The 21,878-nt window shown below is 46.9% G+C and carries 23 protein-coding genes; 4 read left to right on the forward strand and 19 right to left on the reverse strand.

From position 1 onward, the window contains the following. Positions 1–43 precede the first annotated feature (43 nt). The 4 genes from sigF to NSS82_RS23095 form a co-directional block, all read right to left on the reverse strand. Complete coding sequence (sigF, locus tag NSS82_RS23080) at positions 44–799, reverse strand: RNA polymerase sporulation sigma factor SigF (RefSeq protein WP_036676059.1); 756 nt, start codon at positions 797–799, stop codon at positions 44–46. A gap of 11 nt (positions 800–810) precedes the next feature. After that, a complete protein-coding gene (spoIIAB, locus tag NSS82_RS23085; RefSeq protein ID WP_036676058.1) occupies positions 811–1,266 on the reverse strand; it encodes an anti-sigma F factor in 456 nt (151 codons plus the stop codon). Further along, positions 1,263–1,616, reverse strand: coding sequence for an anti-sigma F factor antagonist (gene spoIIAA, locus NSS82_RS23090; RefSeq protein WP_036676057.1), 354 nt, complete (start codon positions 1,614–1,616; stop codon positions 1,263–1,265). Before spoIIAA ends, spoIIAB begins: the two co-directional genes overlap by 4 nt. A gap of 175 nt (positions 1,617–1,791) precedes the next feature. Next, positions 1,792–2,928, reverse strand: coding sequence for a D-alanyl-D-alanine carboxypeptidase family protein (locus NSS82_RS23095; protein WP_235219379.1), 1,137 nt, complete (start codon positions 2,926–2,928; stop codon positions 1,792–1,794). Between the two features lie 373 nt (positions 2,929–3,301). Here NSS82_RS23095 and NSS82_RS23100 point away from each other — a divergent pair, with 373 nt between their 5' ends. Beyond that, positions 3,302–4,315 (forward strand): serine hydrolase domain-containing protein, encoded by a 1,014-nt coding sequence (locus tag NSS82_RS23100; RefSeq protein WP_076273522.1) that lies wholly within the window; start codon positions 3,302–3,304, stop codon positions 4,313–4,315. Between the two features lie 110 nt (positions 4,316–4,425). Here the strand turns inward: NSS82_RS23100 and NSS82_RS23105 are convergent, their stop codons facing one another. The 9 genes from NSS82_RS23105 to NSS82_RS23145 all read right to left on the reverse strand — a co-directional run bounded on the left by NSS82_RS23105 (position 4,426) and on the right by NSS82_RS23145 (position 12,707). Then, positions 4,426–5,757: a pyrimidine-nucleoside phosphorylase gene (locus tag NSS82_RS23105; RefSeq protein WP_036676056.1), complete on the reverse strand. Its 1,332-nt coding sequence runs from the start codon at positions 5,755–5,757 to the stop codon at positions 4,426–4,428. 161 nt (positions 5,758–5,918) lie between these two features. After that, positions 5,919–6,737 carry a purine-nucleoside phosphorylase gene (locus NSS82_RS23110; protein WP_036676055.1) on the reverse strand — a complete coding sequence of 273 codons (819 nt, stop codon included), beginning with the start codon at positions 6,735–6,737 and terminating at the stop codon, positions 5,919–5,921. A 49-nt stretch (positions 6,738–6,786) separates the two neighbouring features. After that, on the reverse strand, positions 6,787–7,965 hold the full coding sequence (deoB, locus tag NSS82_RS23115) for a phosphopentomutase (RefSeq protein WP_036676054.1): 1,179 nt from the start codon (positions 7,963–7,965) through the stop codon (positions 6,787–6,789). A gap of 242 nt (positions 7,966–8,207) precedes the next feature. Beyond that, entirely contained in the window at positions 8,208–9,101 is an 894-nt protein-coding gene (gene xerD / locus NSS82_RS23120; RefSeq protein WP_076104405.1) for a site-specific tyrosine recombinase XerD, read from the reverse strand. 159 nt (positions 9,102–9,260) lie between these two features. Further along, positions 9,261–9,494, reverse strand: a complete 234-nt coding sequence (locus NSS82_RS23125) for a DUF4227 family protein (protein WP_036676052.1) — start codon at positions 9,492–9,494, stop codon at positions 9,261–9,263. A gap of 162 nt (positions 9,495–9,656) precedes the next feature. After that, positions 9,657–10,121: a ferric iron uptake transcriptional regulator gene (gene fur / locus NSS82_RS23130; RefSeq protein ID WP_036676051.1), complete on the reverse strand. Its 465-nt coding sequence runs from the start codon at positions 10,119–10,121 to the stop codon at positions 9,657–9,659. Between the two features lie 90 nt (positions 10,122–10,211). Then, on the reverse strand, positions 10,212–10,862 hold the full coding sequence (gene spoIIM / locus NSS82_RS23135) for a stage II sporulation protein M (RefSeq protein WP_036676050.1): 651 nt from the start codon (positions 10,860–10,862) through the stop codon (positions 10,212–10,214). 82 nt (positions 10,863–10,944) lie between these two features. Next, positions 10,945–12,144, reverse strand: a complete 1,200-nt coding sequence (locus NSS82_RS23140) for an endonuclease Q family protein (RefSeq protein WP_076273521.1) — start codon at positions 12,142–12,144, stop codon at positions 10,945–10,947. Next, positions 12,135–12,707, reverse strand: coding sequence for an NUDIX hydrolase (locus tag NSS82_RS23145; protein ID WP_036676048.1), 573 nt, complete (start codon positions 12,705–12,707; stop codon positions 12,135–12,137). The genes NSS82_RS23140 and NSS82_RS23145 overlap by 10 nt, the downstream gene beginning before the upstream one ends. 77 nt (positions 12,708–12,784) lie before the next feature. Between NSS82_RS23145 and NSS82_RS23150 the strand changes: the two genes are divergently transcribed. Next, a complete protein-coding gene (locus NSS82_RS23150) occupies positions 12,785–12,958 on the forward strand; it encodes a hypothetical protein (protein WP_155288161.1) in 174 nt (57 codons plus the stop codon). Positions 12,959–13,956: 998 nt separating this feature from the next. Here NSS82_RS23150 and NSS82_RS23155 read toward each other — a convergent pair. Then, a complete protein-coding gene (locus tag NSS82_RS23155) occupies positions 13,957–15,084 on the reverse strand; it encodes a tripeptidase T (protein ID WP_076104403.1) in 1,128 nt (375 codons plus the stop codon). A 94-nt stretch (positions 15,085–15,178) separates the two neighbouring features. Here NSS82_RS23155 and prli42 point away from each other — a divergent pair, with 94 nt between their 5' ends. After that, a complete protein-coding gene (gene prli42, locus NSS82_RS23160) occupies positions 15,179–15,280 on the forward strand; it encodes a stressosome-associated protein Prli42 (RefSeq protein ID WP_094872112.1) in 102 nt (33 codons plus the stop codon). 70 nt (positions 15,281–15,350) lie between these two features. On the opposite strand, the gene lipB is transcribed toward prli42, so the two are convergent. From lipB to lpdA, 5 genes are all read right to left on the reverse strand, one after another. After that, on the reverse strand, positions 15,351–16,070 hold the full coding sequence (gene lipB / locus NSS82_RS23165; protein ID WP_036676046.1) for a lipoyl(octanoyl) transferase LipB: 720 nt from the start codon (positions 16,068–16,070) through the stop codon (positions 15,351–15,353). A gap of 54 nt (positions 16,071–16,124) precedes the next feature. After that, a complete protein-coding gene (locus tag NSS82_RS23170; protein ID WP_076273520.1) occupies positions 16,125–17,495 on the reverse strand; it encodes a dihydrolipoamide acetyltransferase family protein in 1,371 nt (456 codons plus the stop codon). A gap of 145 nt (positions 17,496–17,640) precedes the next feature. Beyond that, positions 17,641–18,627, reverse strand: coding sequence for an alpha-ketoacid dehydrogenase subunit beta (locus NSS82_RS23175; RefSeq protein WP_076273519.1), 987 nt, complete (start codon positions 18,625–18,627; stop codon positions 17,641–17,643). Between the two features lie 3 nt (positions 18,628–18,630). Further along, positions 18,631–19,662: a thiamine pyrophosphate-dependent dehydrogenase E1 component subunit alpha gene (locus NSS82_RS23180; RefSeq protein ID WP_036676031.1), complete on the reverse strand. Its 1,032-nt coding sequence runs from the start codon at positions 19,660–19,662 to the stop codon at positions 18,631–18,633. A 141-nt stretch (positions 19,663–19,803) separates the two neighbouring features. Continuing rightward, positions 19,804–21,225 (reverse strand): dihydrolipoyl dehydrogenase, encoded by a 1,422-nt coding sequence (lpdA, locus tag NSS82_RS23185; protein WP_076273518.1) that lies wholly within the window; start codon positions 21,223–21,225, stop codon positions 19,804–19,806. Positions 21,226–21,392: 167 nt separating this feature from the next. On the opposite strand from lpdA, the gene NSS82_RS23190 reads away from it, so the two are divergent. Beyond that, on the forward strand, positions 21,393–21,698 hold the full coding sequence (locus NSS82_RS23190; RefSeq protein ID WP_036676028.1) for a DUF2627 domain-containing protein: 306 nt from the start codon (positions 21,393–21,395) through the stop codon (positions 21,696–21,698). Positions 21,699–21,878: the final 180 nt, after the last annotated feature.

The raw sequence follows: 21,878 nt of genomic DNA on the forward strand, positions 1-21,878 counted from the left end.
CCTATTCGCTATTTCACAAGCGTCTTTACATTTTAGCCATTATCTACTGAGCAATCTGCTCGCGGATATTCTGCAATATTTTCTTCTCCAGCCGGGATACCTGCACTTGAGAAATCCCAAGGCGACTAGCAACCTCTGACTGCGTTTGGTCACGGTAATATCGAAGATAAACAATCAGCCGTTCACGCTCGCTGAGACCTCCGATAGCCTCATTCAGTGCCAGCTTATCAAACCAGCGTTCCTGTGATTCGTCAGCGATTTGATCAATCAGTGTGATCGGGTCGCCATCATTCTCGAACACAGTCTCATGAATCGAGGTCGGTGGCTTGTTAGCTTCCTGAGCAAATACCACTTCTTCAGGGGTAACTCCCAGTGCCTCAGCAACTTCACCGATGGTAGGCAGACGGTCCAGCGTCTTAGACATTTCATCCTTCATCTTGCGGACCTTATTAGCCATCTCCTTAAGAGAACGGCTAACTTTCAAGGTTCCATCGTCGCGAAGGAAACGCTGAATCTCGCCAATGATCATCGGCACGGCATAAGTGGAGAATTTGACCTCATAGCTGAGGTCGAACTTATCAACGGACTTCAAGAGCCCGATGCAACCGATCTGGAACAAATCGTCAGGTTCATACCCGCGGTTCATAAACCGCTGCACTACCGACCAGACCAACCGGATATTGCAGCTAACTAGTGTGTCCCGGGCAAGATTATCTCCGGCCTGACTGAGCGCGATAAGACGTTTGACCTCCGCATCGTCCAAATAGGTCGGCGGAGCTTTTTTTGACTCTGCATCCATGGCTCCAACCCCTAATTGTATAAAGCTTTTTTCGAAACGATGGTTTTCTTCATTGAGATCGAAGTGCCGTGTCCCGGTTCACTAGTGACTTCAAATTCATCCATGAAATTCTCCATAATGGTAAAGCCCATGCCCGACCGCTCCAGCTCTGGCTTTGAGGTATATAGCGGCTGTTGTGCCAGCTCCAAATCCTCAATGCCCCGTCCCTGATCCTCAATGGTTAAATGTACCGTTTCGTTGTCCAGCGAAGCTGAAATAGTCACAATACCTTCCGGATCACTATCATACCCATGAATAATACAATTGGTGACCGCCTCCGACACGACTGTCTTCAGATCATTCAGCTCGTCCATTGTAGGATCGAGCCTAGAAACGAACGCCGCTACAACTACACGCGCGAATGATTCGTTCTCCGAGAGTGCAGCGAACTGCACGTTCATGAAGTTACCAGCCTTACCATTTGTCATAACGCAACCTCCAAATCCGAGAGTGCAGTGCTCTCGTCGTCATATAGGGGCATGATCTTGAACAGGCCTGACATTTCCAGAAGTCGCTTCACAGGTGCCGTTGCATCACACACCACCATTTTGCCGCCTTTACTATGGATCAGTTTATACCTTCCCAGAATTACGCCGAGACCCGAACTGTCCATAAACTGCAGATGCTTAAGACTAAGGATCAAATGCGATACCTGACCCCGCATAATCGCTTCATCCATATCCATTCTTACAAAATCGGCGGCATGATGATCGAGTTCCCCAGATAAACGGACAATCAGCACACCCCTGTGATGCTCCATTTCCACATTAGAATTCATGCTTGCCACTCTCCTCTTCGTTGCTTTGAAAACTTGGCCTTAAGAGACAGTACCCATTCTCTTCAAGGACAAGGTTTCTACGTGGCAAATCAGGAATCCTGCCTCACGACAAAACTAGAAGAAAACCCCTATGAATCTACAAAGCACATGGGCGCAATCTACAAAAAAGCTCTTTTTAATCCATGCCGAACATCGAGCCTGTTGTACGTTTAAAGAGCTTCCACCAGCCTGCTTTTGCCACAGCTTCCCCTGCTTTAAGTTCATACTCTTTAATCACTTGGGTTCCTTGGTAGACAACCAGCTTGCCTATGGACTGGCCTTCAGCCACTGGTGCCTTCACGCTTTCTGGAAGTACTAGTTCGTGACGAATGCCTTCTTGCGTCACACCTTTTTTCAAAAGAACACTATACGTCTCTTTCGCCGTAATCGGCAGCTCGGACTTCACACCCTTCTCAATCTTAAGGGTACCAATAGCGTCCCCTTCTTTGTGAATAGTGTGGATCTTATATTGCGAAAAGAGATAGTCAAACATGCCCGACACTTCACTGTTACGTGTCTTCGTGTTCGGCTCACCCAGCACAACAGCAACAGCACGCAGACCGTCTCTTGCAGCCGTAGCGGATAAGCAGAATTTTGCTTCAGCGGTATATCCTGTTTTCAGTCCATCAGCGCCTGTATAGAAACGTACAAGCTTGTTCGTGTTTACCAACCAGAATGGTTTGGTGGAATCCTTACGCAGATAATCCTGATAGGAACCGGTATATTTGATAATTCTATCATGCTTTAAAAGCTCCCGGCTAATTACCGCAATATCGTAGGCTGAGGAATAGTGATTAGCAGCTGGAAGACCGTTGCAATTGGCAAAGTGGGTATCTTTCAGACCCAGCTCTTCCGCTCTTTTATTCATCAGATCGACAAAAGCGCTCTCCGAACCCGCTATTTTCTCTGCCATCGCCACAGATGCATCATTACCGGAGGCCATAGCGATGCCTTTGAGCATCTCATCCACCGACATTTCTTCACCAGGCTCCAGGAAAATTTGCGATCCGCCCATCGATGCGGCATATTCACTCGTGCGCACCTTATCCGTCAGTTGCAGTCTTCCTTCATCCAGTGCTTCCACCGTAAGCAGCATCGTCATAATCTTCGTAATACTTGCGGGAGGCAGCTTATCATGGCTGTTCTTTTCATAAATAATAGTGCCGGTGCCTGCATCCATCAAAATCGCAGAACGCGCACCAGGCGCAAGATCTACAGCGGCAGCATTACTGCCAGAATCCTTGCTTTTTTCCTCAGCATAAGCACCTGACATCGGTCCTAGAACCGACACAACGATACAGAGCACAAGCACAGCAAAACGCATTTTTCTCACAATGGTTCCCCTCCTGAACGTTAACCTTCATATCACAGGTACTGTGTTCCAGTTTCGTCAGAAAGGGTGGAAATTATTCCATTTCTAAGTAAATAACTATAATAATTTATCCCAAGAAGTAATGTTGTTGTCAATTAAAAAAAGCCCAGCAGTAGTTGCAGAGCATTTTTATTATAGGGGAGATCAAAAATTATTTCAAATTTTAAGTATTTCCAATTTTTTCGTATTCATTTGATTCACTTTAAAGGAAAATGGAAGATTTTAACGAATGCTATTTAAGAACTTAACTGCTTATAGAGGAGTGAATATACAGATGAACCACCTTGCAGATTGTATTGAAGCAGAAGCTACACAGAACAATTTCTCTGGTGTAGTGCTGGTACAACAACATGATAAAGAAGTCAGCAGCAGCTGTTACGGTTATGCCAATAAGTCGGATAAGCGCGAAAACAATATTCATACCCGGTTCGGCATTGCTTCCGGATGTAAAATATTTACCGCGATTGCTGTCTGCCAGCTGGTCGATCAGGGATTGATTTCTTTTGAAAGTAAACTAATAGATTATCTTAAAAAGGTAGAGTTCCCTCTCTTTAGTCCTGACATCACCATTCATCAGCTACTTACGCATAGCTCTGGTATTCCGGATTATTTTGATGAAACAATTATGGATGATTTCGAGGACCTGTGGAAGGCACGGCCTATGTACACCTTGCGACAGCTTGAGGATTTTGTGCCGATGTTCCGAACCCTTCCCATGATGTGGACCCCGGGCGAACGTTTCCACTACAACAATGCCGGCTATATCGTGCTAGGCCTTCTGGTGGAGGAACTGAGTGAAATGTCTTTTTCCGATTATATAGAGCATCACATCTTTAAGCCTTGCGGAATGGAGCAATCCGGTTACTTTACGTTAGATGCCTTACCTGCCAACTGTGCACTAGGATACATAGAGGAAGAGAACGGGAACTGGAGAACCAACATCTATTCAATCCCGGTAAAAGGAGGCGCTGACGGTGGAGCTTTTGTCACTGCCCCCGACCTGCAGCTATTCTGGAGCGGGTTAATGAACCATACATTATTGAGTCCAGTACTCACTTCATTATTGCTTACTCCTCATGTACATGTGGATGGCGAAGGCTATTATGGTTATGGTGTATGGATTACCCTCCGCGAAGAAAAAGTGTTCAAATTTCACATTATGGGCTATGATCCCGGTGTTTCCTTCCGGTCGGCTATCTATCCAGCTAGTGGCGAGACTGTGGTCGTATTATGTAATACAAGCAGCGGGGCTTCGCAGATTTTCAATAAGATCAATAATCAGTTATAAATATTGCACCATTGAGCAAAACGCAAAGCAGCGACCTTCCCGTTATGGGAGGATCGCTGCTTTGTTGTCTGTTTACGGCCATAGCCATGACAATATTTATATTACCTTGACTAGTACCGTGTTACCCCATCTTTAGTAACAAGTGCAAATACCAAAGGTTGGGCAGGAACAGGTTCAGAAGTGATACGGTAGGCTTCTAACACCTTACCTTCAGCTTCCTCAACTTTCTTCTCACTGGCATCGTTGATATGCAAGACTGCAAGCGTCTCGCCAATCTCTACAGCATCTCCAACCTTTTTGGAGAGTTGAATCCCCACAGCCAGATCGATTACAGATTCCTTAGTTTCACGTCCAGCTCCAAGCAGCATAGCCGCAACGCCAATTTCCTCGGCCTGAATACCTTCTATGAACCCCTTCGTTTTCGCCTTCACTTCAATGAATCGCTTAGCAGTAGGGAGCTTCTCCGGAGAATCAATTTGCGATACATCTCCACCTTGTGCCTTCACGATTTGTTTGAACTTCTCTAGCGCACTGCCATCTTCAATATGCGTCATAAGAATCGAACGTGCCTCCGCTTCATCCTTGGCTTTGCCGCCAAGAACAAGCATCTGGCTGCCCAGAATAAGACAGACCTCCTGTAGATCCTTTGGACCATGACCCTTCAAGGTCTCGATTCCTTCCTTAATTTCCAACGCATTTCCGATCCCGTAACCAAGCGGCTGGTCCATATCACTGATGATTGCAACGGTATTGCGACCCAGATGCGTTCCAATGTCAACCATCGCCTGAGCGAGTGCTATAGAATCATCCAGCGTCTTCATAAAAGCACCGCTGCCTGTTTTGACATCCAACACGATCGCATCCGCACCTGCTGCAATCTTCTTGCTCATCACAGAGCTTGCAATAAGGGGGATGGATTCAACTGTTGCAGTTACATCCCGAAGGGCATACAGCTTTTTGTCTGCGGGTGTAATGTTGCCCGACTGACCGATCACGGCAGCCCCGATCTCTCCTACTTGGTCAAAGAAACGCTCACGAGCCATCTCGATAGAGAAACCACTGATTGACTCCAGCTTATCGAGCGTGCCTCCAGTGTGCCCAAGTCCACGACCGGACATCTTCGCTACCGGTACTCCAGCAGAAGCTACCAAGGGTGCCAATACTACAGTTGTTTTATCGCCCACTCCGCCTGTGGAGTGTTTATCGACTTTAATACCTGCGATTGGGCTAAGATCTACTTGATCGCCGGACATCGCCATTTCCATCGTTAGATCGCCGGTTTCCCGCGCGTTCATGCCTTGAAAATAAACAGCCATTGCCCAAGCAGAGAGCTGATAATCAGGCACTTCACCTTTACTGTAGCCCTGAATTAGAAAGGAAATTTCCTCACGACTCAGCTCTCCGCCATCTCTTTTTTTCTGAATAATATCGACAGCTCTCATATTACACCTGCACTTCACGGACAATTGCGCGAGCAAGTCCAATAAATTTTGGTCTAGTCAAATTAGTTACCTTCATTATCTGTTCAAACGTCAATGGCTCAAGTTCATTCACTTGTGTCATAGATTGGACCTCCCAAAAATTCAAAATGCAGTACCCGAAATTACATTTTCGGAATAAAGCCCAACACTAGCTTCAGGAAACGCTCACGCACACGGTCTGCAGTTTCCATAACCTCTTCATGGTTGAGAGGTTGATCCAGAATTCCCGCAGCCATGTTAGTAATACAGGAGATACCCAATACCTCGATACCTGCATGACGGGCAACAATGGTTTCCGACACAGTAGACATGCCCACAGCGTCAGCCCCTAGATGACGAAGCATTACGATTTCAGCAGGTGTTTCGTAGCAAGGTCCCAGCAGACCTGCATATACGCCTTCTTTGAATTCGAAATTCTGCTGCGCTGCCGTTTCCTTCGCTACCTTGATTAGGCGGCGACTATAAGCGGTTGACATATCCGGGAAGCGCACGCCCAGTGCAGGATCATTAGGTCCTATTAACGGGTTCCGCCCCGTCATATTAAGATGATCCGTAAGGAGCATAAGATCGCCCGGCGTGAAATCTGTGTTCACTCCACCAGCAGCATTAGTTACTAATAGGCTGGCTATACCAAGTTCTTTCATAACCCGAACAGGGAATGCCGTTACCTCCGGTCCATATCCTTCATACATATGAAAGCGGCCCTTCATCATCACGACACGGCGTCCTTCAATCATACCGATCAGCAGTTCTCCCTCATGCCCTTCTACAGTGGACACAGGGAAGTGAGGAATCTCATCATATGGAATGCTGATTCCATCGGTGATCAGGTCTGCCAGCACACCGAGTCCTGAACCAAGGATCAATCCAATTTCCGGAGCCACCGGACATTTGTCTTTTATATAAATGGCTGCTTCTTGAATTTCTTTTTGAGTTAACATGCTATGGATGATCCTCCTTAATGAATGTTGTGGCGCAACCCACATCCTTTTATTGCAGTTTCGCTAAAAAGCTTGTCCCATACTGCGGCGCCTTCGCACCGAAATTATCAGCAATGGTTGCGGCAACATCCGAGAAGGTCTCACGAATACCTAAGCTATCTGGATGCTTAAGGCGTGGGCTGTAAATAAGCAGTGGCACATATTCACGAGTATGATCTGTTCCGCTATGGATTGGATCATTCCCATGATCTGCTGAAATAATCAACAGGTCATCTTCACCAAGCGTGGATAGAATTTCAGGCAGCGCCTGATCGAATACTTCCAGTGCATGACCATATCCTTCCGGATCGCGACGGTGTCCATATAAAGAGTCAAAATCCACCAGATTCGTGAACAGCAAGCCATTGAACGGTTGGCGAAGTTGCTCAATGGTGACTTCGATACCATGTTCATTGCTCTTCGTAGGGTAAGAAGCTGTAACCCCTTCACCTGTGAAAATATCGTTGATCTTTCCTACCGCGATAACATCTTTTCCGATATCAGCCAGCGCGTTCATTACCGTTGGTTCCGGTGGTTTCACGGCATAATCATGGCGATTTGAGGTCCGTACGAACTTTCCTGGTTCGCCAACATATGGACGAGCAATAACACGCCCTACGGAGAATTCTGGAGCCATAGTTAGCTCACGGGCGATTTTACATGCGCTGTATAGCTCTTCCAGTGGAATGATATCTTCATGTGCCGCAAGCTGGAATACACTGTCCGCAGAGGTGTACACAATCCAAGCTCCGGTCTTCATCTGCTCTTCGCCATATTCAACTAGAATTTCCGTACCGGAAGCTGGTTTATTACCGATCACTTTCCGGCCAGTTGCTGCTTCGAATTTTTCAATCAATTCTGCCGGAAATCCATCCGGATACGTATTGAATGGAACCTCGATCTTCAGCCCCATCAGCTCCCAGTGCCCGGTCATCGTATCCTTACCGACAGATACTTCCTGCATCTTGCCATAATATCCTGTTGGTGAAGCTACAGGTTCAAGCGGCGGCAGCGGAGCAATATTAGCTAATCCTAACTGCTGTAGGTTAGGGAGTTTCAATCCGGGAACACGGTTCAAAATATGACCAAGCGTATGTGAACCCGCATCACCAAAATTCGCAGCATCTGGAGCTTCTCCGATACCTACACTATCCAGAACAATAAAACCAATTCGTTTAAATGAGGACATATTGTCTTCACTCCTTTTTTAATATAGATCGTTAGTTCATTCGTTTGCACCAACAAGAAGAAACGGCTGTACCTTCTCCCGGAAGTCAGATGCTTCCGTAGCTAGCGATACAATGTATCGCCTGTCAGGTATCCGTTTCTGCCAAAGGATAACCTGTGGAAAATTACCCATTCCCCAGTCTATCCTATAAGTATGATTCCATCATAACTATCTTACTCACAAAAAGCATCTTTGAAGCATGATCAGCGAGCTCTGGGATGATGGCTCTCATATACTTCCTTCATATTCTTACGGGCGATACCGTTATAAATCTGAGTCGTCGAAATATCAGCATGACCCAGCATTTGTTGTACGGAACGCAAATCCGCTCCACCTTCCAGTAAATGGGCGGCGAAGGAATGCCTAAGCGTATGCGGTGTAATATCCTGCTCAATGTTTGCTTCCCGTGCGTATTTTTTTATGATTTTCCAGAACCCCTGGCGGGTTAATCGCCCACCTAGGCTATTCAGGAACATGGCCGGCTCCTCCTGATGATCACGAAGCAGCTTGTCCCGCATAAGAGAAGTGTAAGCTGCTACACTCTCAGCAGCAATGGTTCCAATGGGAACCACTCGTTCCTTGCCCGAAGTCCCTGTACAGCGCGCAAACTTCATGTCCGTATGCACATCGTCTACGTTAAGAGAAATCAATTCAGAAACCTTTATCCCCGTTGCGTAGAGCAATTCCAGCATTGCCTTATCGCGCATCCCTTGTACTGTACTCACATCTGGAGCAGCCAGCAGCCGCTCAACCTCCGAAACCGCAAGCACCATAGGTGGCTTCTTATCAGACTTCATGGTTTCCATGTCCAGTGTTGGATCCTGCTCAATTAAACGTTCCTTCAACAAATAATGAAAAAAGGCCCGCAGGGACACCGCGTTTCTGTTGAGCGTTGCAGTGGCTCTTCCCGCTCCGCGTAAGGAGCCAAGATATAACATCACATGAGATCTTCGGATTTCTTCAGGCTGTTCAGCCCCCCGCTCTTCAGCAAACTCTAGAAACTGCGATACATCCCTACCGTAAGATTCCAGTGTATTCGGGGACAAGCCTTTATCTCCGGACAAATAATGTAAAAAAGGCTGCAAGTGTGACTTCATTATTTCACGCTCCTGTCCTGGCGCAGCTACTCTTAGTGTCTTCCTGCAGCACATTCAGCATGAGGCTTCAGCAGATGTGTACACAACTCTTACTCTGCATAAATCCACCCTAGCTTTCTTCGACATTCTTCTCGCTTGTTCCTGCTTCCTGCGGAGCTTTCATTCTCCGAACCAGTAATAGAAACGTAAGCGCTGCCTTGCATCCAGACCATCATCACCAACCTCGGCGTGATCAAATGCCCGAACAGCAGTGCCTTCAGGAATTCCATAGTTCTCTATCGGACTAAGCCATTCCCCTAGCCAGCTCATAGCATAGTAGAGTAAATAGCTTAGAGCCACAAACATGATCATAAAATACAGCTTGCGCACTGTTTTGGGCACAGAAACAATCATAAGGACGCCTCCTATTACATATAAATGAATTCTGCTCGTCCTTCATTTTATGCTCCAAAAAAGGCTGATATGTATGGCTCTAATAGACTAATCATTTAAAAAGCCCCCTCCGGTATAGGAACCGGGGAGGACTTGTGAAGTTAATTCTTAATATAAGATAACTTAGGATGGATTTCCGTCTGTATTGTTCTTATCAGTACAGCGGTAGCAAATCCCATGGAAATCAAGTCTATGATCAAGCACTGTGAAATTAAACTCTTTCTCCAGTCGCTCTTCCAGCGGACCGAGCCAATCCTCGCGAATCTCATCCATACTGCCGCATTGCACACAAATTAAGTGATGATGATGATGCTTCGCAGTATCTGTTCGCAAATCATACCGGGCTACACCGTCGCCGAAATTGATCTTTTCTACGACATGTAGCTCACTGAGAAGTTCGAGGGTACGATACACAGTCGCAAGACCGATCTCGGGAGCTTTCTCCTTCACGAGCATAAATACGTCTTCCGCGCTAAGATGATCTTCCTCATTCTCCAGCAGCACTCTTAAGGTCGCTTCCCGTTGGGGTGTAAGCTTGTATCCTTGGGATTGTAACTGTTGCTTAATCTTGTCTATCCGTGCTTCCACCTGTCTCCCTCCCCCTTGGATAATTACCGCACCGGTCTTCAAACCACTTCTTCCATTATAGGGGGTGTCGCTTTCAGAAGTCAAACGCTTTTACTGCACAGTCAAGGTCGTCACCGCTTGTACAAGTGAAGGCGTGACCCAACGCATCATGGTTGGTGTAACCCAGGTCTCAAAACATGAAATACCCAGGATCAAAAGCGCCATCACAAATGACAATATAGTGTACATGGTAAAAGGACGAGTCACTGGCGTCCGGCGTTGTCCCATCACCCGGCTGCGGATCATCTGCAAGGAAAAAGCTATCGCAGCTGCACTGCTAACCAGCAGCACAGGGATCAGCACCAGATTATGTGGAGCCACAGAAACTAACGCGAACAACATCCCATGCCAAGAATATTGACTGACCAAACAGCCAACCGTAAAACCGATCAGTACCCCTTTTAAAAAATCAAGAATCAAAATTCCCGGCAGCCCAATGACCGACAACCCAAGAATCCAGATCAGTCCGATCCATTTCAGATTCAAGGCTGCTATACTCCAGTACGAATCAGGTGCGGCTGGCAGACCTTGCTGATCAACCGTAACAAAGAAATTCCCCAGATAATCCCCCAGCTCCTGCTGCTGATCCATCGTAAGCGCACTAACGATAAGAGCTCCAAATACAACACCTACCAGAAATAATACGCCGACAAAAATATACAGAGGCGTCTGTTCCTTCATCATCAGCCGTAAATTACGCATTTGGGACGTTCCCCTTTCCGGTTACATGTTACACCATATGAGAAAACGTCCCGCGATATGACTTGTCCTTTAGGTAATGACTCTACTTTCTGGGCTGTACCACTTTACCGTACGTCCCGCCACCGCCAGCTGATAGCTCCAAAATGCCAGAGCGGGCCTGGACGATCATCGACGCCAAATCCGCACCCACAACGCCAGCAATCTCCGCTTCACCACAACCATGTAAAATGTTCATCTCGGTTCCAAACGCTTGCAGTAACGCGTTCATCTTCGCCTTCCCTAACCCCGGGATAAATTCAAGCGGAACCTGATAATGATAGGGTGGACGGTCAGCAGGCACTAACGGCGTCTTGCGGTCAGCAATATCTAGGATCCGGTCGAAGACACCTCTAACCAGCTTAAGACTGCCGCAATATTGGCAACGATCCGCGTTGACATAAGCCTCATCAATAATACTGCCGCAGCCCCCGCAATAGCTCCGGTGGTATTTGCCAAGCCGCGGATTAAGTCCGAAATTAGCACTTACCTTCCGCCCATTTTTACGTTCCAGTGCAAGCCGCAGTTCAGCGAACGAAGGCCGTGCCAGCTCCATCACATTATACTCACGCCCTAACTTACCCAGTGAATGCGCATCTGAGTTGGTTAGAAACGTGAAATCATCCAGTTCAGAGAGATATCCAGCCATTTCGGAATCTGCACTCAGCCCAAGTTCAACCGCAGCTATGCGGTCCAGATCAAAGATCTCCGCCATACGCTCTGCAGCACAGCCGTACAAGCCCTTGTGAGGCGTGAAAATATGTGCAGGAATAAGAATGCCTCCCCGCCCGTAAATCTCATCCTGAAGCTCCCTAGCCGGAGCATACAGGCGCTGGGAACTTAGATTCACATTCCGCATATAGCGGCTCATCCACGCACTAAAGTCGGTCATGCGTTCCACGTCCGGCATGTAAGCGAGCACATGGCACTCTTTTCGCCCAGGCTCGCGGATTTCAATCTCTGTCCCCAGAATGATCGTAGTCCCTCGGTAAGCAATCCCTCCACCTTCAGCTAACGTCATCTCTCCAGATTCCAAAGAGCGCTGAATATCCCGCAGTACGCCAGGTGAATGACTGTCTATAATACCGATCATTTCTAGTCCCTTGCGCTCTGCAGCTTCTTTGGCAATGCCCGCAAAGGTAAGCTCGCGGCTGCCGCTAATTTTGACAGCCTGACCTTCCGACGTTCGTCCAATATGAACATGCAAATCGCAATAGAAACTCTTCAGTTCAGTTGTTAATTCCATTGGCCTGTCAGCGTGTATAGATGCCAAGCGTACACTGCCATCATCGTTTTTGCATCCGCGATGCGCCCGTCAGCCATATATTGATACGCTTCCTCCAGGGTAAGCTCCGAAACCTCTAGAAATTCATCCTCGTCCAGTGACATATCCCCTGGTTGAGCGTTAGTAGTCACATACAAATGAATAATCTCATCGGCGAAGCCGGGAGAAGTATAGAAGGATTTAAGCAATTTCAGATCTCCACTGTGAAATCCAGTCTCTTCCTGAAGTTCACGACCAGCCGCAACTAATGGATCTTCACCTTTATCCAGCTTCCCAGCCGGAATTTCTACCTCAGTGCGTTGCATGGGCTGACGGTATTGCTCTACAACAAGCATTTTGTTGTTGTTTAAAGCAAGCACCGCTACGGCGCCAGGATGCTTCACAACTTCACGTGTCGCAGTATTTCCATCAGGCAGTCTCACTGTGTCCACCTGCAAAGATATAATCTTCCCATCAAAAACAGGCTGTGTAGACAATGTCACTTCATCAAGCTCGGGTTTGCTGTGCAAATGTTGTTCTCCCATAAAGTTTCTGGTCTCCTTTTTCTCTATTGTGCATACGGTGTATTATAGCAAACTTAAAGGGAAAGAAGGAATTTCAGATGAACGAAATCTTCAGCCGTACAAGCTCATCCGCAGTTATGATGGTAGGTAAGCCGGAGGAAATAAAGGCCATCTTGGCTGGATGGATCCAGCAGTATGGGCGCGATATGCCCCTGGCATACATTCTTTCCCTGCACGATCAATCTACAATCCTTCCGTCCAAGGCAGGATGAATTCATCCTCTCCTTTGGGACTTAGCCATACATGTTCACACAACTATAGGGGTGTCTCAAAAGCCATGAAATGGCTGCTGGGGCACCCCAGTCTTTTTGCGTCCTCCCCGATTAGAGGGACTTTTGTGCTTACGATGCTGGTATTGGGCACAAGTTGTTTGATTAAGCGACAATCGCGCTTACGATGTTGATATCTAGCACAACTTGTTTGATTAGATCGCTATTGCGCCTATCTTTGTACGCTATCGGACTCAGTTGACCTTAAACACACGTTTTCCCCACTTTTGCTATGCTATCGGACCCCAGTGACGCTATCAGCATGAAAAACACACTATATGCTCCTCTTTATAAGGATTAGCTGCGCTGGTGTCCGAAACTCTGCTCAAATGGCGATAATATTGCTTATAGCGTCATCTGGGTCCTTTAGCCTCAAGAGAGGGGGCGGACTTGACGCTATCTGTTGTGTCTCTGTGCTGTGTGATGTGTCTCGGTGCTATCGAATGTGACTCGTTGCTGTGTGATGTGTCTCGGCACTATGTGATGTGACTCGCGCTGTCGGACTCAGTTGACCTTTAACACACCTTTTTCGCACTTTTGCGATGCTATCGGACCCCAGTGCAGCTATCAGCACAAAAAACACACTATATACTCCTCTTTATAAGGATGAGCTGCGCTGGTGTCCGAAACTCTGCTCAAATGGCGATAATATTACTTATAGCGTCATCTGGGTCCTTTAGCCTCAAGAGAGGGGACGGACTTGACGCTATCGCTCTCTGTACATCGATATGCCTATGGACCCCAGTGTAGTTACTGGCATGAAGACTTCATCGGAGCATTCCGAAAATTTCTACTTCGAGACTCGCCAAAAGCGGCGTTAGAGGTCGCATGACTTTTTTTGGATTTACCTTGATAGTGCTACACTAAACTCCCCATAAAAAAATGCAGAGCAGCAATCCTCCGTTACGGTAGGATCGCTGCTCTGCTGTTTTATAAGGCGATTAGCCCTTTGCGCTCTCTTTTACAATATTCACAACGAGTTCAGCCACTTTAACGATATCTTCGGCTTTAATCCGTTCCTTGGTAGTATGGATATGTTCATAACCCACTGCAAGGTTAACAGTCGGAACATCTAGACCGTTGAATACATTAGCGTCACTACCTCCACCAGAGTGGAACAGACGTGGAGTAAGCCCCATAGAAGTAATGGCCCGCTGTGCAAGCTGCACTACCGGATCATGCTCATTAAAGCTAAAAGCAGGATAGATGATTTCACTGCGGAATTCGCATTCTGCGCCGTATTCCCGCACAGTTGTCTCGAGTGCTTCGCGCATCGAAGCGATTTGATCGCCTACCTTCTCCTGCACAATACTGCGTGCTTCTGCATCCAACTGAACGTGATCACACACTACATTCGTTGGGCCGCCGCCAGCGAACTTTCCAATATTCGCTGTGGTTTCATTATCAATACGACCCAGCTTCATGGCTGCAATCGCTTTGCTAGCGACTTGAATTGCGCTGATGCCGTCCTCAGGGTTCACGCCAGCATGAGCCGATTTCCCAAAGATTTGCATCGTGATTTTAGCCTGTGTCGGTGCTGCCACCGCAATCGCTCCAACTTCACCATTGGAATCAAGTGCAAAGCCGAAGTCAGCATCCAAGTTACTTGGATCCATCGAACGTGCGCCCAGCAATCCAGATTCTTCACCCGCTGTAATCACGAATTGAATCTGACCATGCGGAAGCTTTTGCTCTTGGATAACACGAATGGCTTCGAACAACGCAGCAAGCCCTGCTTTGTCATCGGCTCCAAGAATCGTAGTGCCATCACTTGTAATCCATCCATCTGAACCAAGTGTAGGCTTGATATTTTGTCCGGGAACAACCGTATCCATATGGCAAGTGAACAGAAGCTTTGGAGCAGCTCCTCCATTCTCAGCTGGCCAGGTAATGAATAGATTACCTGCTCCATGTCCGGTTCTTTCCTGGGAATCGTCTTCGAGCACTTCTAAACCCAGTGCGTTAAACTTACTCTTAAGGACATCGGCAATCTGCCGTTCATTTCTTGTTTCGCTATCAACTTGGACAAGTTCCATAAACTCCTGAATCAATCGGTCTTGTGAAATCACTGGACTTCCCTCTCTTTCGTGAATACGGTACAATGGTTGTACGGCATTACCATCTTCATGTTAATAACTTAAACTAAATCTAAAGGAGTTACCCATGCAACGTAATAAATGGTTCAAGATCTTCATCTACGTCATGTTGTTTGCCATGATTGCCTCTACGCTATTTATGGTTATCGAGCCGTTCCTTGCAGGTTAAACATTGCTCAGGAAGCATTAATAATAGCGGCTAGGAACACCTTGCCGCTATTTGGCCTGCACGTTTGTTCTTAATCAGCCTTTGCCATATCACAGAAAGTATCCATCAGCTCTTCATATGGAAAATGTTTCAAGAAATATGGGACCAGCTCTCTAGCCACCTCTTGAAGCTCAAATCGACGACCTGCACATTCCTCTAGAGAAGTTATTCCAAAATCGGTGATCCCGCATGGAATAATCCCTTGAAACCCGCGCGCCGCAATCCCCTCAGAAATGTTAAAAGCAAAACCATGACTGGTAATAAAACCTCTTCGAAATTTACTCTTATTAAACTTCACACCAATAGCACAGATCTTCTCATCGCCAACCCATACTCCGGTATACTCCGGTTTACGATCTCCGACAATTCCGTAGGATGCCAAATAATCAATAATAACAGCCTCCAGACTGCGCAAGTACCCATGCAAATCCACTTTGCCATCCTCTCCGAGCTTAAGGATCGGATAACCTACAAGCTGACCTGGTCCGTGATATGTAATATCTCCTCCGCGATCGATTTCAAACAGCGCGATTCCTTTTTCTTCGAGCTGCTCTTGATCCAAGAGAAGATGTTCAGGATGATTTTGTGAACCGATAGTATAGGTAGGCGGATGCTGCAAAAGAATAAGTCGCTCCGGCTGCTCGCCAGAATCAATGGCATGCACACTTTCTTTTTGCAGCTCCCAGGCAGTCCCATACTCCATAATGGGGTCATATGAAATCTGCAGCTTACGAAAATCCGTATTTTTCATACCGTCAGGTCCCCTTTTCCAGTCTCCTGCCTGCACAGTTTGGCTAGTTATTCATTAATAGAGCTTAGTGTCCGGTGTATATCCTTCTATATTATCCTTGACGCGTTGCAAGAAACGGCCACAAATGACTCCGTCCAGAATCCGGTGATCCAGGGACAGACAAATATTAGCCATTGAGCGAACAGCGATCATATCATTGATGACCACAGGCTTTTTCACAATCGATTCAAAGGTCAGAATCGCTGCTTGTGGATAGTTAATGATTGGATAAGAAAGAATGGAGCCAAACGAGCCTGTATTATTTACAGTGAAAGTCCCTCCCTGCAAATCTTCCAGACTAAGTTTGCCTTCGCGTGTTTTTTGTGCCAATTCATCAATCTCACGAGCCAACCCAGCGACATTTTTCTGATCAGCCTTCTTAATCACAGGAGTGATAACCGAATCTTCTGTACCTACCGCTAACGAGATATTGATATCACGTTTGACAATAATTTTGTCTACAGCCCAGACAGAGTTCATAATCGGGTAATCCTTAATCGCACTCACAACAGCCTTCATCATGAAAGCCAGATAGGTTAGATTGATGCCTTCCTTGCGCTTGAATTCTTCCTTATGTTTATTGCGCAGCGCTACCAGATTAGTCACGTCCACCTCAATTATCGTCCAAGCATGTGGAATCTCCGAGACACTCTGGCGCATTCTTGTAGCAATTGTGTTTCGGATTGGTGTTACATCAATCAGATATTCCGAACTGCTTCCTCGTCCACCCTCAACCTCTATCGTTGGAATACGCGGAGATTCGCTCAAATGTAGCCCGGAATGGCGAAGAGGCTCTTCCGCTTTCTTCACTTCGGTTTGAACAAACTGTGGAGCTGGTGGTTGTGATACAGACGGGGCAGGCTGACTAGCAGGAGTTGAAGCTGCGGATGTAGCTCCACCTTTTTCTAAGAAGGTTAGCACATCTTTACGGGTAATTCTGCCACCCATACCTGTACCAGTAACCAACGATAGATCAATGTTATGCTCAGCAGCCAGTGTCTGTACTGCAGGAGAATAACGAGCACGCATCGAATCGCCAGCATTTGCAGTGGACTTCTGCCCTGCAACATCATTAGAAGCATTCGATGCAATTGTCGTCTGATTCGTACTTGGAGCAGCAGCAGAGGCAGCCACAGGAACTGCAATACGGCAAATCACTTCGCCGACATTAACAACCTGACCTTCTTCCGCCAAAAGCTCACCCATAACTCCATCTACAGTCGAAGGCAATTCCGCATTTACTTTATCAGTAATAAGCTCACATATTGGTTCGTATTGCTCTACCGGATCGCCCGGTTTCTTCAGCCATTTGCCGATCGTCGCCGATACTAGCGATTCCGCCAGCTGCGGCATGATCACGTCAGTCAACTTTTGGTTGTCAGACATCTTTTCACTCCTTAAAAGTTTTACGAAGCATTGACTCTTAGAAAGACTACATAGTAAAACTTGCTTCGTAAGCATATTCTTAAAGTTTTACGAAGCTTCGTAAGCATCACCTGAGTTTTAGGAAGCTTCGCATCTACTTAACAAATTAATATTGTGCTAGCCGGAGCATTTCCGCCTTCACTTTTTCTTTACTTAGCATGAAAAACTTCTCCATTGGCGGGCTGATTGGCATCGCCGGAACATCGGGACCACAGAGACGGAAGATCGGTGCATCCAGCTCGAACAGACAATGCTCAGCGATAATGGCCGCCACTTCGCCGCCAATTCCGCCTGTTTTATTATCTTCATGCACAATCATTACCTTACCGGTCTGACGGGCAGCAGCAATAATCGCATCACGATCCAGCGGTTGCAAGGTACGCAGATCAAGAATATGTGCTGTAATTCCTTCCTCGCGTTCCAATTCTTCCGCAGCCTGCATAGCAAAATGCAGCGGAAGACTGTAGCCAATCACCGTAATATCCGCTCCCTCACGCAGCAGATTAGCTTCGCCAATTGGAACGGTGTAATCCCCTTCCGGCACTTCTTCCTTGATCAGCTTGTAACACTTTTTGTTCTCAAAGAAAAGAACCGGATCAGGATCACGTACGGCTGCCTTCAACAAACCTTTAGCATCATAAGCGGAGTAAGGCGCTACAATCTTCAATCCAGGTGTACCAAAGAAAATCGATTCTGGACACTGTGAATGATACAAACCGCCGAACACCCCGCCGCCAATAGGGGCACGAATGACAACCGGGCAACTCCAATCGTTATTTGAACGATAACGGATTTTAGCCGCTTCACTAATGATTTGATTCGTCGCTGGAAGCATAAAGTCGGAGTATTGCATTTCAGCAATTGGTTTCATTCCGTACATAGCTGCTCCGATGGCTACACCAGCAATCGCTGATTCAGCGAGGGGTGTATCCATAACCCGCTCTTCGCCAAACTGTTCCTGTAGACCTTTAGTTGTGGTAAATACGCCGCCTTTGAGACCAACGTCCTCACCAAGCACGAACACGGAATCATCGCGCTCCATTTCTTCCTTCATCGCGAGCCTGATGGCATCGATATATTCCATTATAGCCATGGTTTATGCCCCTCCTTTGAGGTCGGAATCACTGTATACATGCAGCAGTGTGTCTTCCGGTTTCGGGAACGGAGCATTATCGGCATATTCGATAGCTGCTTTAAGCTCAAGATTGCATTCAGCAGCAAGATCTTGTTCTTGCTCGTCACTCCACAATCCCAGACCGATCAAGTAATTACGGAATCCTGCTACGCCGTCCTTCTTCCAGTTCTCATCAACCTCTTCTTTGGTCCGGTAAGCCAGATCATTATCTGAGGTGGAGTGTGGAGACAAACGGTACATCATCGCTTCAATCAGCGTAGGACCTTCACCCGCGAGGGCTCTTTCCCGCGCTTCCTTAACGACACGATAAACCTCAAGCGGATCGTTTCCGTCTACACGCACACCAGGAAATCCATAACCCAGCGCACGGTCGCTAACCTTGCCGCCTAACTGTTTATGAACAGGAACAGAGATTGCGTACTGATTGTTCTGGCACATGATAATAACCGGCAGCTTATTCACTCCGGCAAAGTTACAAGCTTCATGAAAATCCCCCTGATTGCTGGAACCTTCACCGAAGGTTACAAATGAGACGAATTTCTTCTTCTGCATTTTGGCCGCCAGAGCAAAACCAACCGCATGAGGGACCTGCGTGGTTACAGGGCTTGACCCTGTCACAATACGCAGACGTTTGCTGCCAAAGTGACCCGGCATTTGCCGCCCACCACTGTTTGGGTCTTCTGCCTTTGCGAATACGGACAACATAAGTTCGCGTGTAGTCATACCCACTGAGAGCACGAAAGCATAATCGCGGTAATACGGTAAAAAATAATCATTTTGCCGGTCCAGCGCGAACGCCGCCGCCACCTGACCCGCCTCCTGGCCTATGCCGGAGACATGAAAGTTGATCTTGCCAGCGCGCTGAAGCAGCAGACTGCGCTCATCGTATTTACGAGCGAGCGACATATATCTGTACATATCGATGACCTGGCCGTCACTAAGTCCAAGCTGCTTATGTCTGTTAATCGTTTCTACAGTACCTTGGGATTCCATAAAGAGATACCTCCTTATTCATAAAGCCTGAAGTCTTACAGGAATTAAGACCAATTGTGCCCTGATCTTAAAACCTGGTACTAAGACTTGGCTTGAGTATATTATAATCCCTTTCTACCCAAAAAGAAAAGCTAAGAAAAACTAAAATCCAATAGATCTTCCATCCACAGCTAACATTGCTTCTCCGATAATCTCCGAAAGGGTAGGGTGAGCATGTATAGCTTCACCAATCTCCCAAGGTGTTGCATCCAGAAGCTGTGCCAAGGCCGCTTCTCCAATTAGATCCGTCACATGAGGACCAATCATCTGCACACCAAGAATATCTCCACTGCTACGATCCGCTACAACTTTGACAAATCCGTCCTTCTGGCCATATACAATTGCCTTACCAATGGCCGAGAATGGGAACTTGCCAATCACTACATCATGTCCAAGCTCTTTAGCTTCCTTCTCGGTGTAACCCACACTTGCTACCTCAGGCCGAGTATAGACACAACGTGGCACTAAATGTGTATGATAAGGATGTAGCTTCTCACCAGATAGATGGTTAACCGCCATAATCCCTTCATGACTGGCTGCATGAGCCAATTGAAGCCCGCCGATACAGTCGCCAATCGCATAAATATGCGGTTCTGCCGTCTGCATACTAGCGTTTACAGCAATAATCCCTTTGTCAAAGCGAATGTCTGTGTTTTCCAGACCAATATTCTCGATGTTGGCCACTCTGCCTACGGATACAAGCAATTTTTCTGCGGATAGGCTTTGACTTTGCTCTCCCTTACGGGCTTCAATCGAAATTCCATCCTCCGTTACCTGGCAGGTTGCAGCATCCACTGTAGTTTCTGTCAGTACCTTAACCCCACGCTTTTTCAACAACCGTTGCAGTTCCTTAGCTACCTCTTCATCCTCTTGAGGCAGTAACTGACCTGCCGCTTCAACCACAGTCACCTGCACTCCAAAATCAGCCAGCATTGAAGCCCATTCGACCCCAATTACACCGCCGCCCACAATAATGATAGAAGATGGCAGCTCTTCGAGCATGAGCGCTTCATCACTGCTAAGAATCACTTTCCCGTCTGGTTCGAGACCAGGCAATACTCGTGGGCGTGAGCCCGTAGCAATAATAAGATGGCTGGAAACTACTGTTTCCATCTCCCCATCTTCCAGTTCCACAGCTACAGCACCGCTGCGCGGAGAAAAAATAGAAGGACCCGTTACGCGCCCTTTACCTTTGACAACTTGTATTTTATTTTTGCGCATCAAATATTGTACGCCTTGATGAAGTTGCTCAACTACAGCTTCTTTGCGTTTCTGTACCTTTGGGAATACCAGCTGTACACCGCTTGTCTCAATGCCATAGCTCTCGCTCTCATTGATTTCAGCATATACCTCTGCACTACGGAGCAGTGATTTACTAGGAATGCAGCCCCGATGCAGACAGGTTCCTCCAAGTTTGTCCATTTCGATGACGACAACGGACTTTCCAAGCTGTGCAGCGCGAATAGCCGCCACATACCCTCCAGTACCTCCGCCAAGTATGGCCACGTCACATGAAATTGTCATGATATGTATCCTCCAGTCATTACACGTAAGTTCATTTTACTTAGTATATTGTACTCTCTTTTTGCTCTATTACAAAACTTATAAACGTCATATGCAAATGGACTTTTTCTTGCTAAAGCGTTATTATATGGGTGAATCTAAAGGGCTAAGAGGGGTAGGAGACACTTATGAAACTGTTAATTTCACGCTTCATTGCCATCCTTATTCTTGTGTTTCCGGGCTTAATAGCAATGAAGGGCTTCCTCATGATGAAGGATGATATTTTTGATTACATATCCATGCATGGTGATGATACCGTTGTGCCCCACTTTGCTTGGCTGCATTTCGGTGGTGGATTGCTGCTCTTCGCAGCTGGCATGACTTTCCTTGGTGGCTGGATTCTGGCTAGGGACCGTAAGAAGAATTACGTAGGTCCAAGGTTCAAGGAGAAGCAAAAGGTGAAACAAGCCGGAACGCAGGAAACGATCTCTTAAGATGCTATGTTAAACTTAGAATCAGCTTTTTCATCTCATCATTTGTTCATCTGATCATATGAATCTCGAATCGCACACAATCAAGCCTTATTACCCTGCTGATTGTAATTTGTACAATAGATTTCCCCACATTCAAACCCTCCCAGCTCACCCGATCTGGTGCTCGTTATCTATCACAAA

This window comes from Paenibacillus sp. FSL H7-0735, from assembly GCF_038008505.1.
GTDB classification, from domain to species: Bacteria; Bacillota; Bacilli; order Paenibacillales; family Paenibacillaceae; genus Paenibacillus_AQ; species Paenibacillus_AQ odorifer.

Coding starts and splice junctions, on each gene's coding strand:
- sigF (WP_036676059.1), bottom strand. CDS start 799: ATGGATGCAGAGTCAAAAAAAGCTCCGCCGACCTATTTGGACGATGCG.
- spoIIAB (WP_036676058.1), bottom strand. CDS start 1,266: ATGACAAATGGTAAGGCTGGTAACTTCATGAACGTGCAGTTCGCTGCA.
- spoIIAA (WP_036676057.1), bottom strand. CDS start 1,616: ATGAATTCTAATGTGGAAATGGAGCATCACAGGGGTGTGCTGATTGTC.
- NSS82_RS23095 (WP_235219379.1), bottom strand. CDS start 2,928: ATGTCAGGTGCTTATGCTGAGGAAAAAAGCAAGGATTCTGGCAGTAAT.
- NSS82_RS23100 (WP_076273522.1), top strand. CDS start 3,302: ATGAACCACCTTGCAGATTGTATTGAAGCAGAAGCTACACAGAACAAT.
- NSS82_RS23105 (WP_036676056.1), bottom strand. CDS start 5,757: ATGAGAGCTGTCGATATTATTCAGAAAAAAAGAGATGGCGGAGAGCTG.
- NSS82_RS23110 (WP_036676055.1), bottom strand. CDS start 6,737: ATGTTAACTCAAAAAGAAATTCAAGAAGCAGCCATTTATATAAAAGAC.
- deoB (WP_036676054.1), bottom strand. CDS start 7,965: ATGTCCTCATTTAAACGAATTGGTTTTATTGTTCTGGATAGTGTAGGT.
- xerD (WP_076104405.1), bottom strand. CDS start 9,101: ATGAAGTCACACTTGCAGCCTTTTTTACATTATTTGTCCGGAGATAAA.
- NSS82_RS23125 (WP_036676052.1), bottom strand. CDS start 9,494: ATGATTGTTTCTGTGCCCAAAACAGTGCGCAAGCTGTATTTTATGATC.
- spoIIM (WP_036676050.1), bottom strand. CDS start 10,862: ATGCGTAATTTACGGCTGATGATGAAGGAACAGACGCCTCTGTATATT.
- NSS82_RS23140 (WP_076273521.1), bottom strand. CDS start 12,144: ATGGAATTAACAACTGAACTGAAGAGTTTCTATTGCGATTTGCATGTT.
- NSS82_RS23145 (WP_036676048.1), bottom strand. CDS start 12,707: ATGGGAGAACAACATTTGCACAGCAAACCCGAGCTTGATGAAGTGACA.
- NSS82_RS23150 (WP_155288161.1), top strand. CDS start 12,785: ATGAACGAAATCTTCAGCCGTACAAGCTCATCCGCAGTTATGATGGTA.
- prli42 (WP_094872112.1), top strand. CDS start 15,179: ATGCAACGTAATAAATGGTTCAAGATCTTCATCTACGTCATGTTGTTT.
- lipB (WP_036676046.1), bottom strand. CDS start 16,070: ATGAAAAATACGGATTTTCGTAAGCTGCAGATTTCATATGACCCCATT.
- NSS82_RS23170 (WP_076273520.1), bottom strand. CDS start 17,495: ATGTCTGACAACCAAAAGTTGACTGACGTGATCATGCCGCAGCTGGCG.
- NSS82_RS23175 (WP_076273519.1), bottom strand. CDS start 18,627: ATGGCTATAATGGAATATATCGATGCCATCAGGCTCGCGATGAAGGAA.
- NSS82_RS23180 (WP_036676031.1), bottom strand. CDS start 19,662: ATGGAATCCCAAGGTACTGTAGAAACGATTAACAGACATAAGCAGCTT.
- lpdA (WP_076273518.1), bottom strand. CDS start 21,225: ATGACAATTTCATGTGACGTGGCCATACTTGGCGGAGGTACTGGAGGG.
- NSS82_RS23190 (WP_036676028.1), top strand. CDS start 21,393: ATGAAACTGTTAATTTCACGCTTCATTGCCATCCTTATTCTTGTGTTT.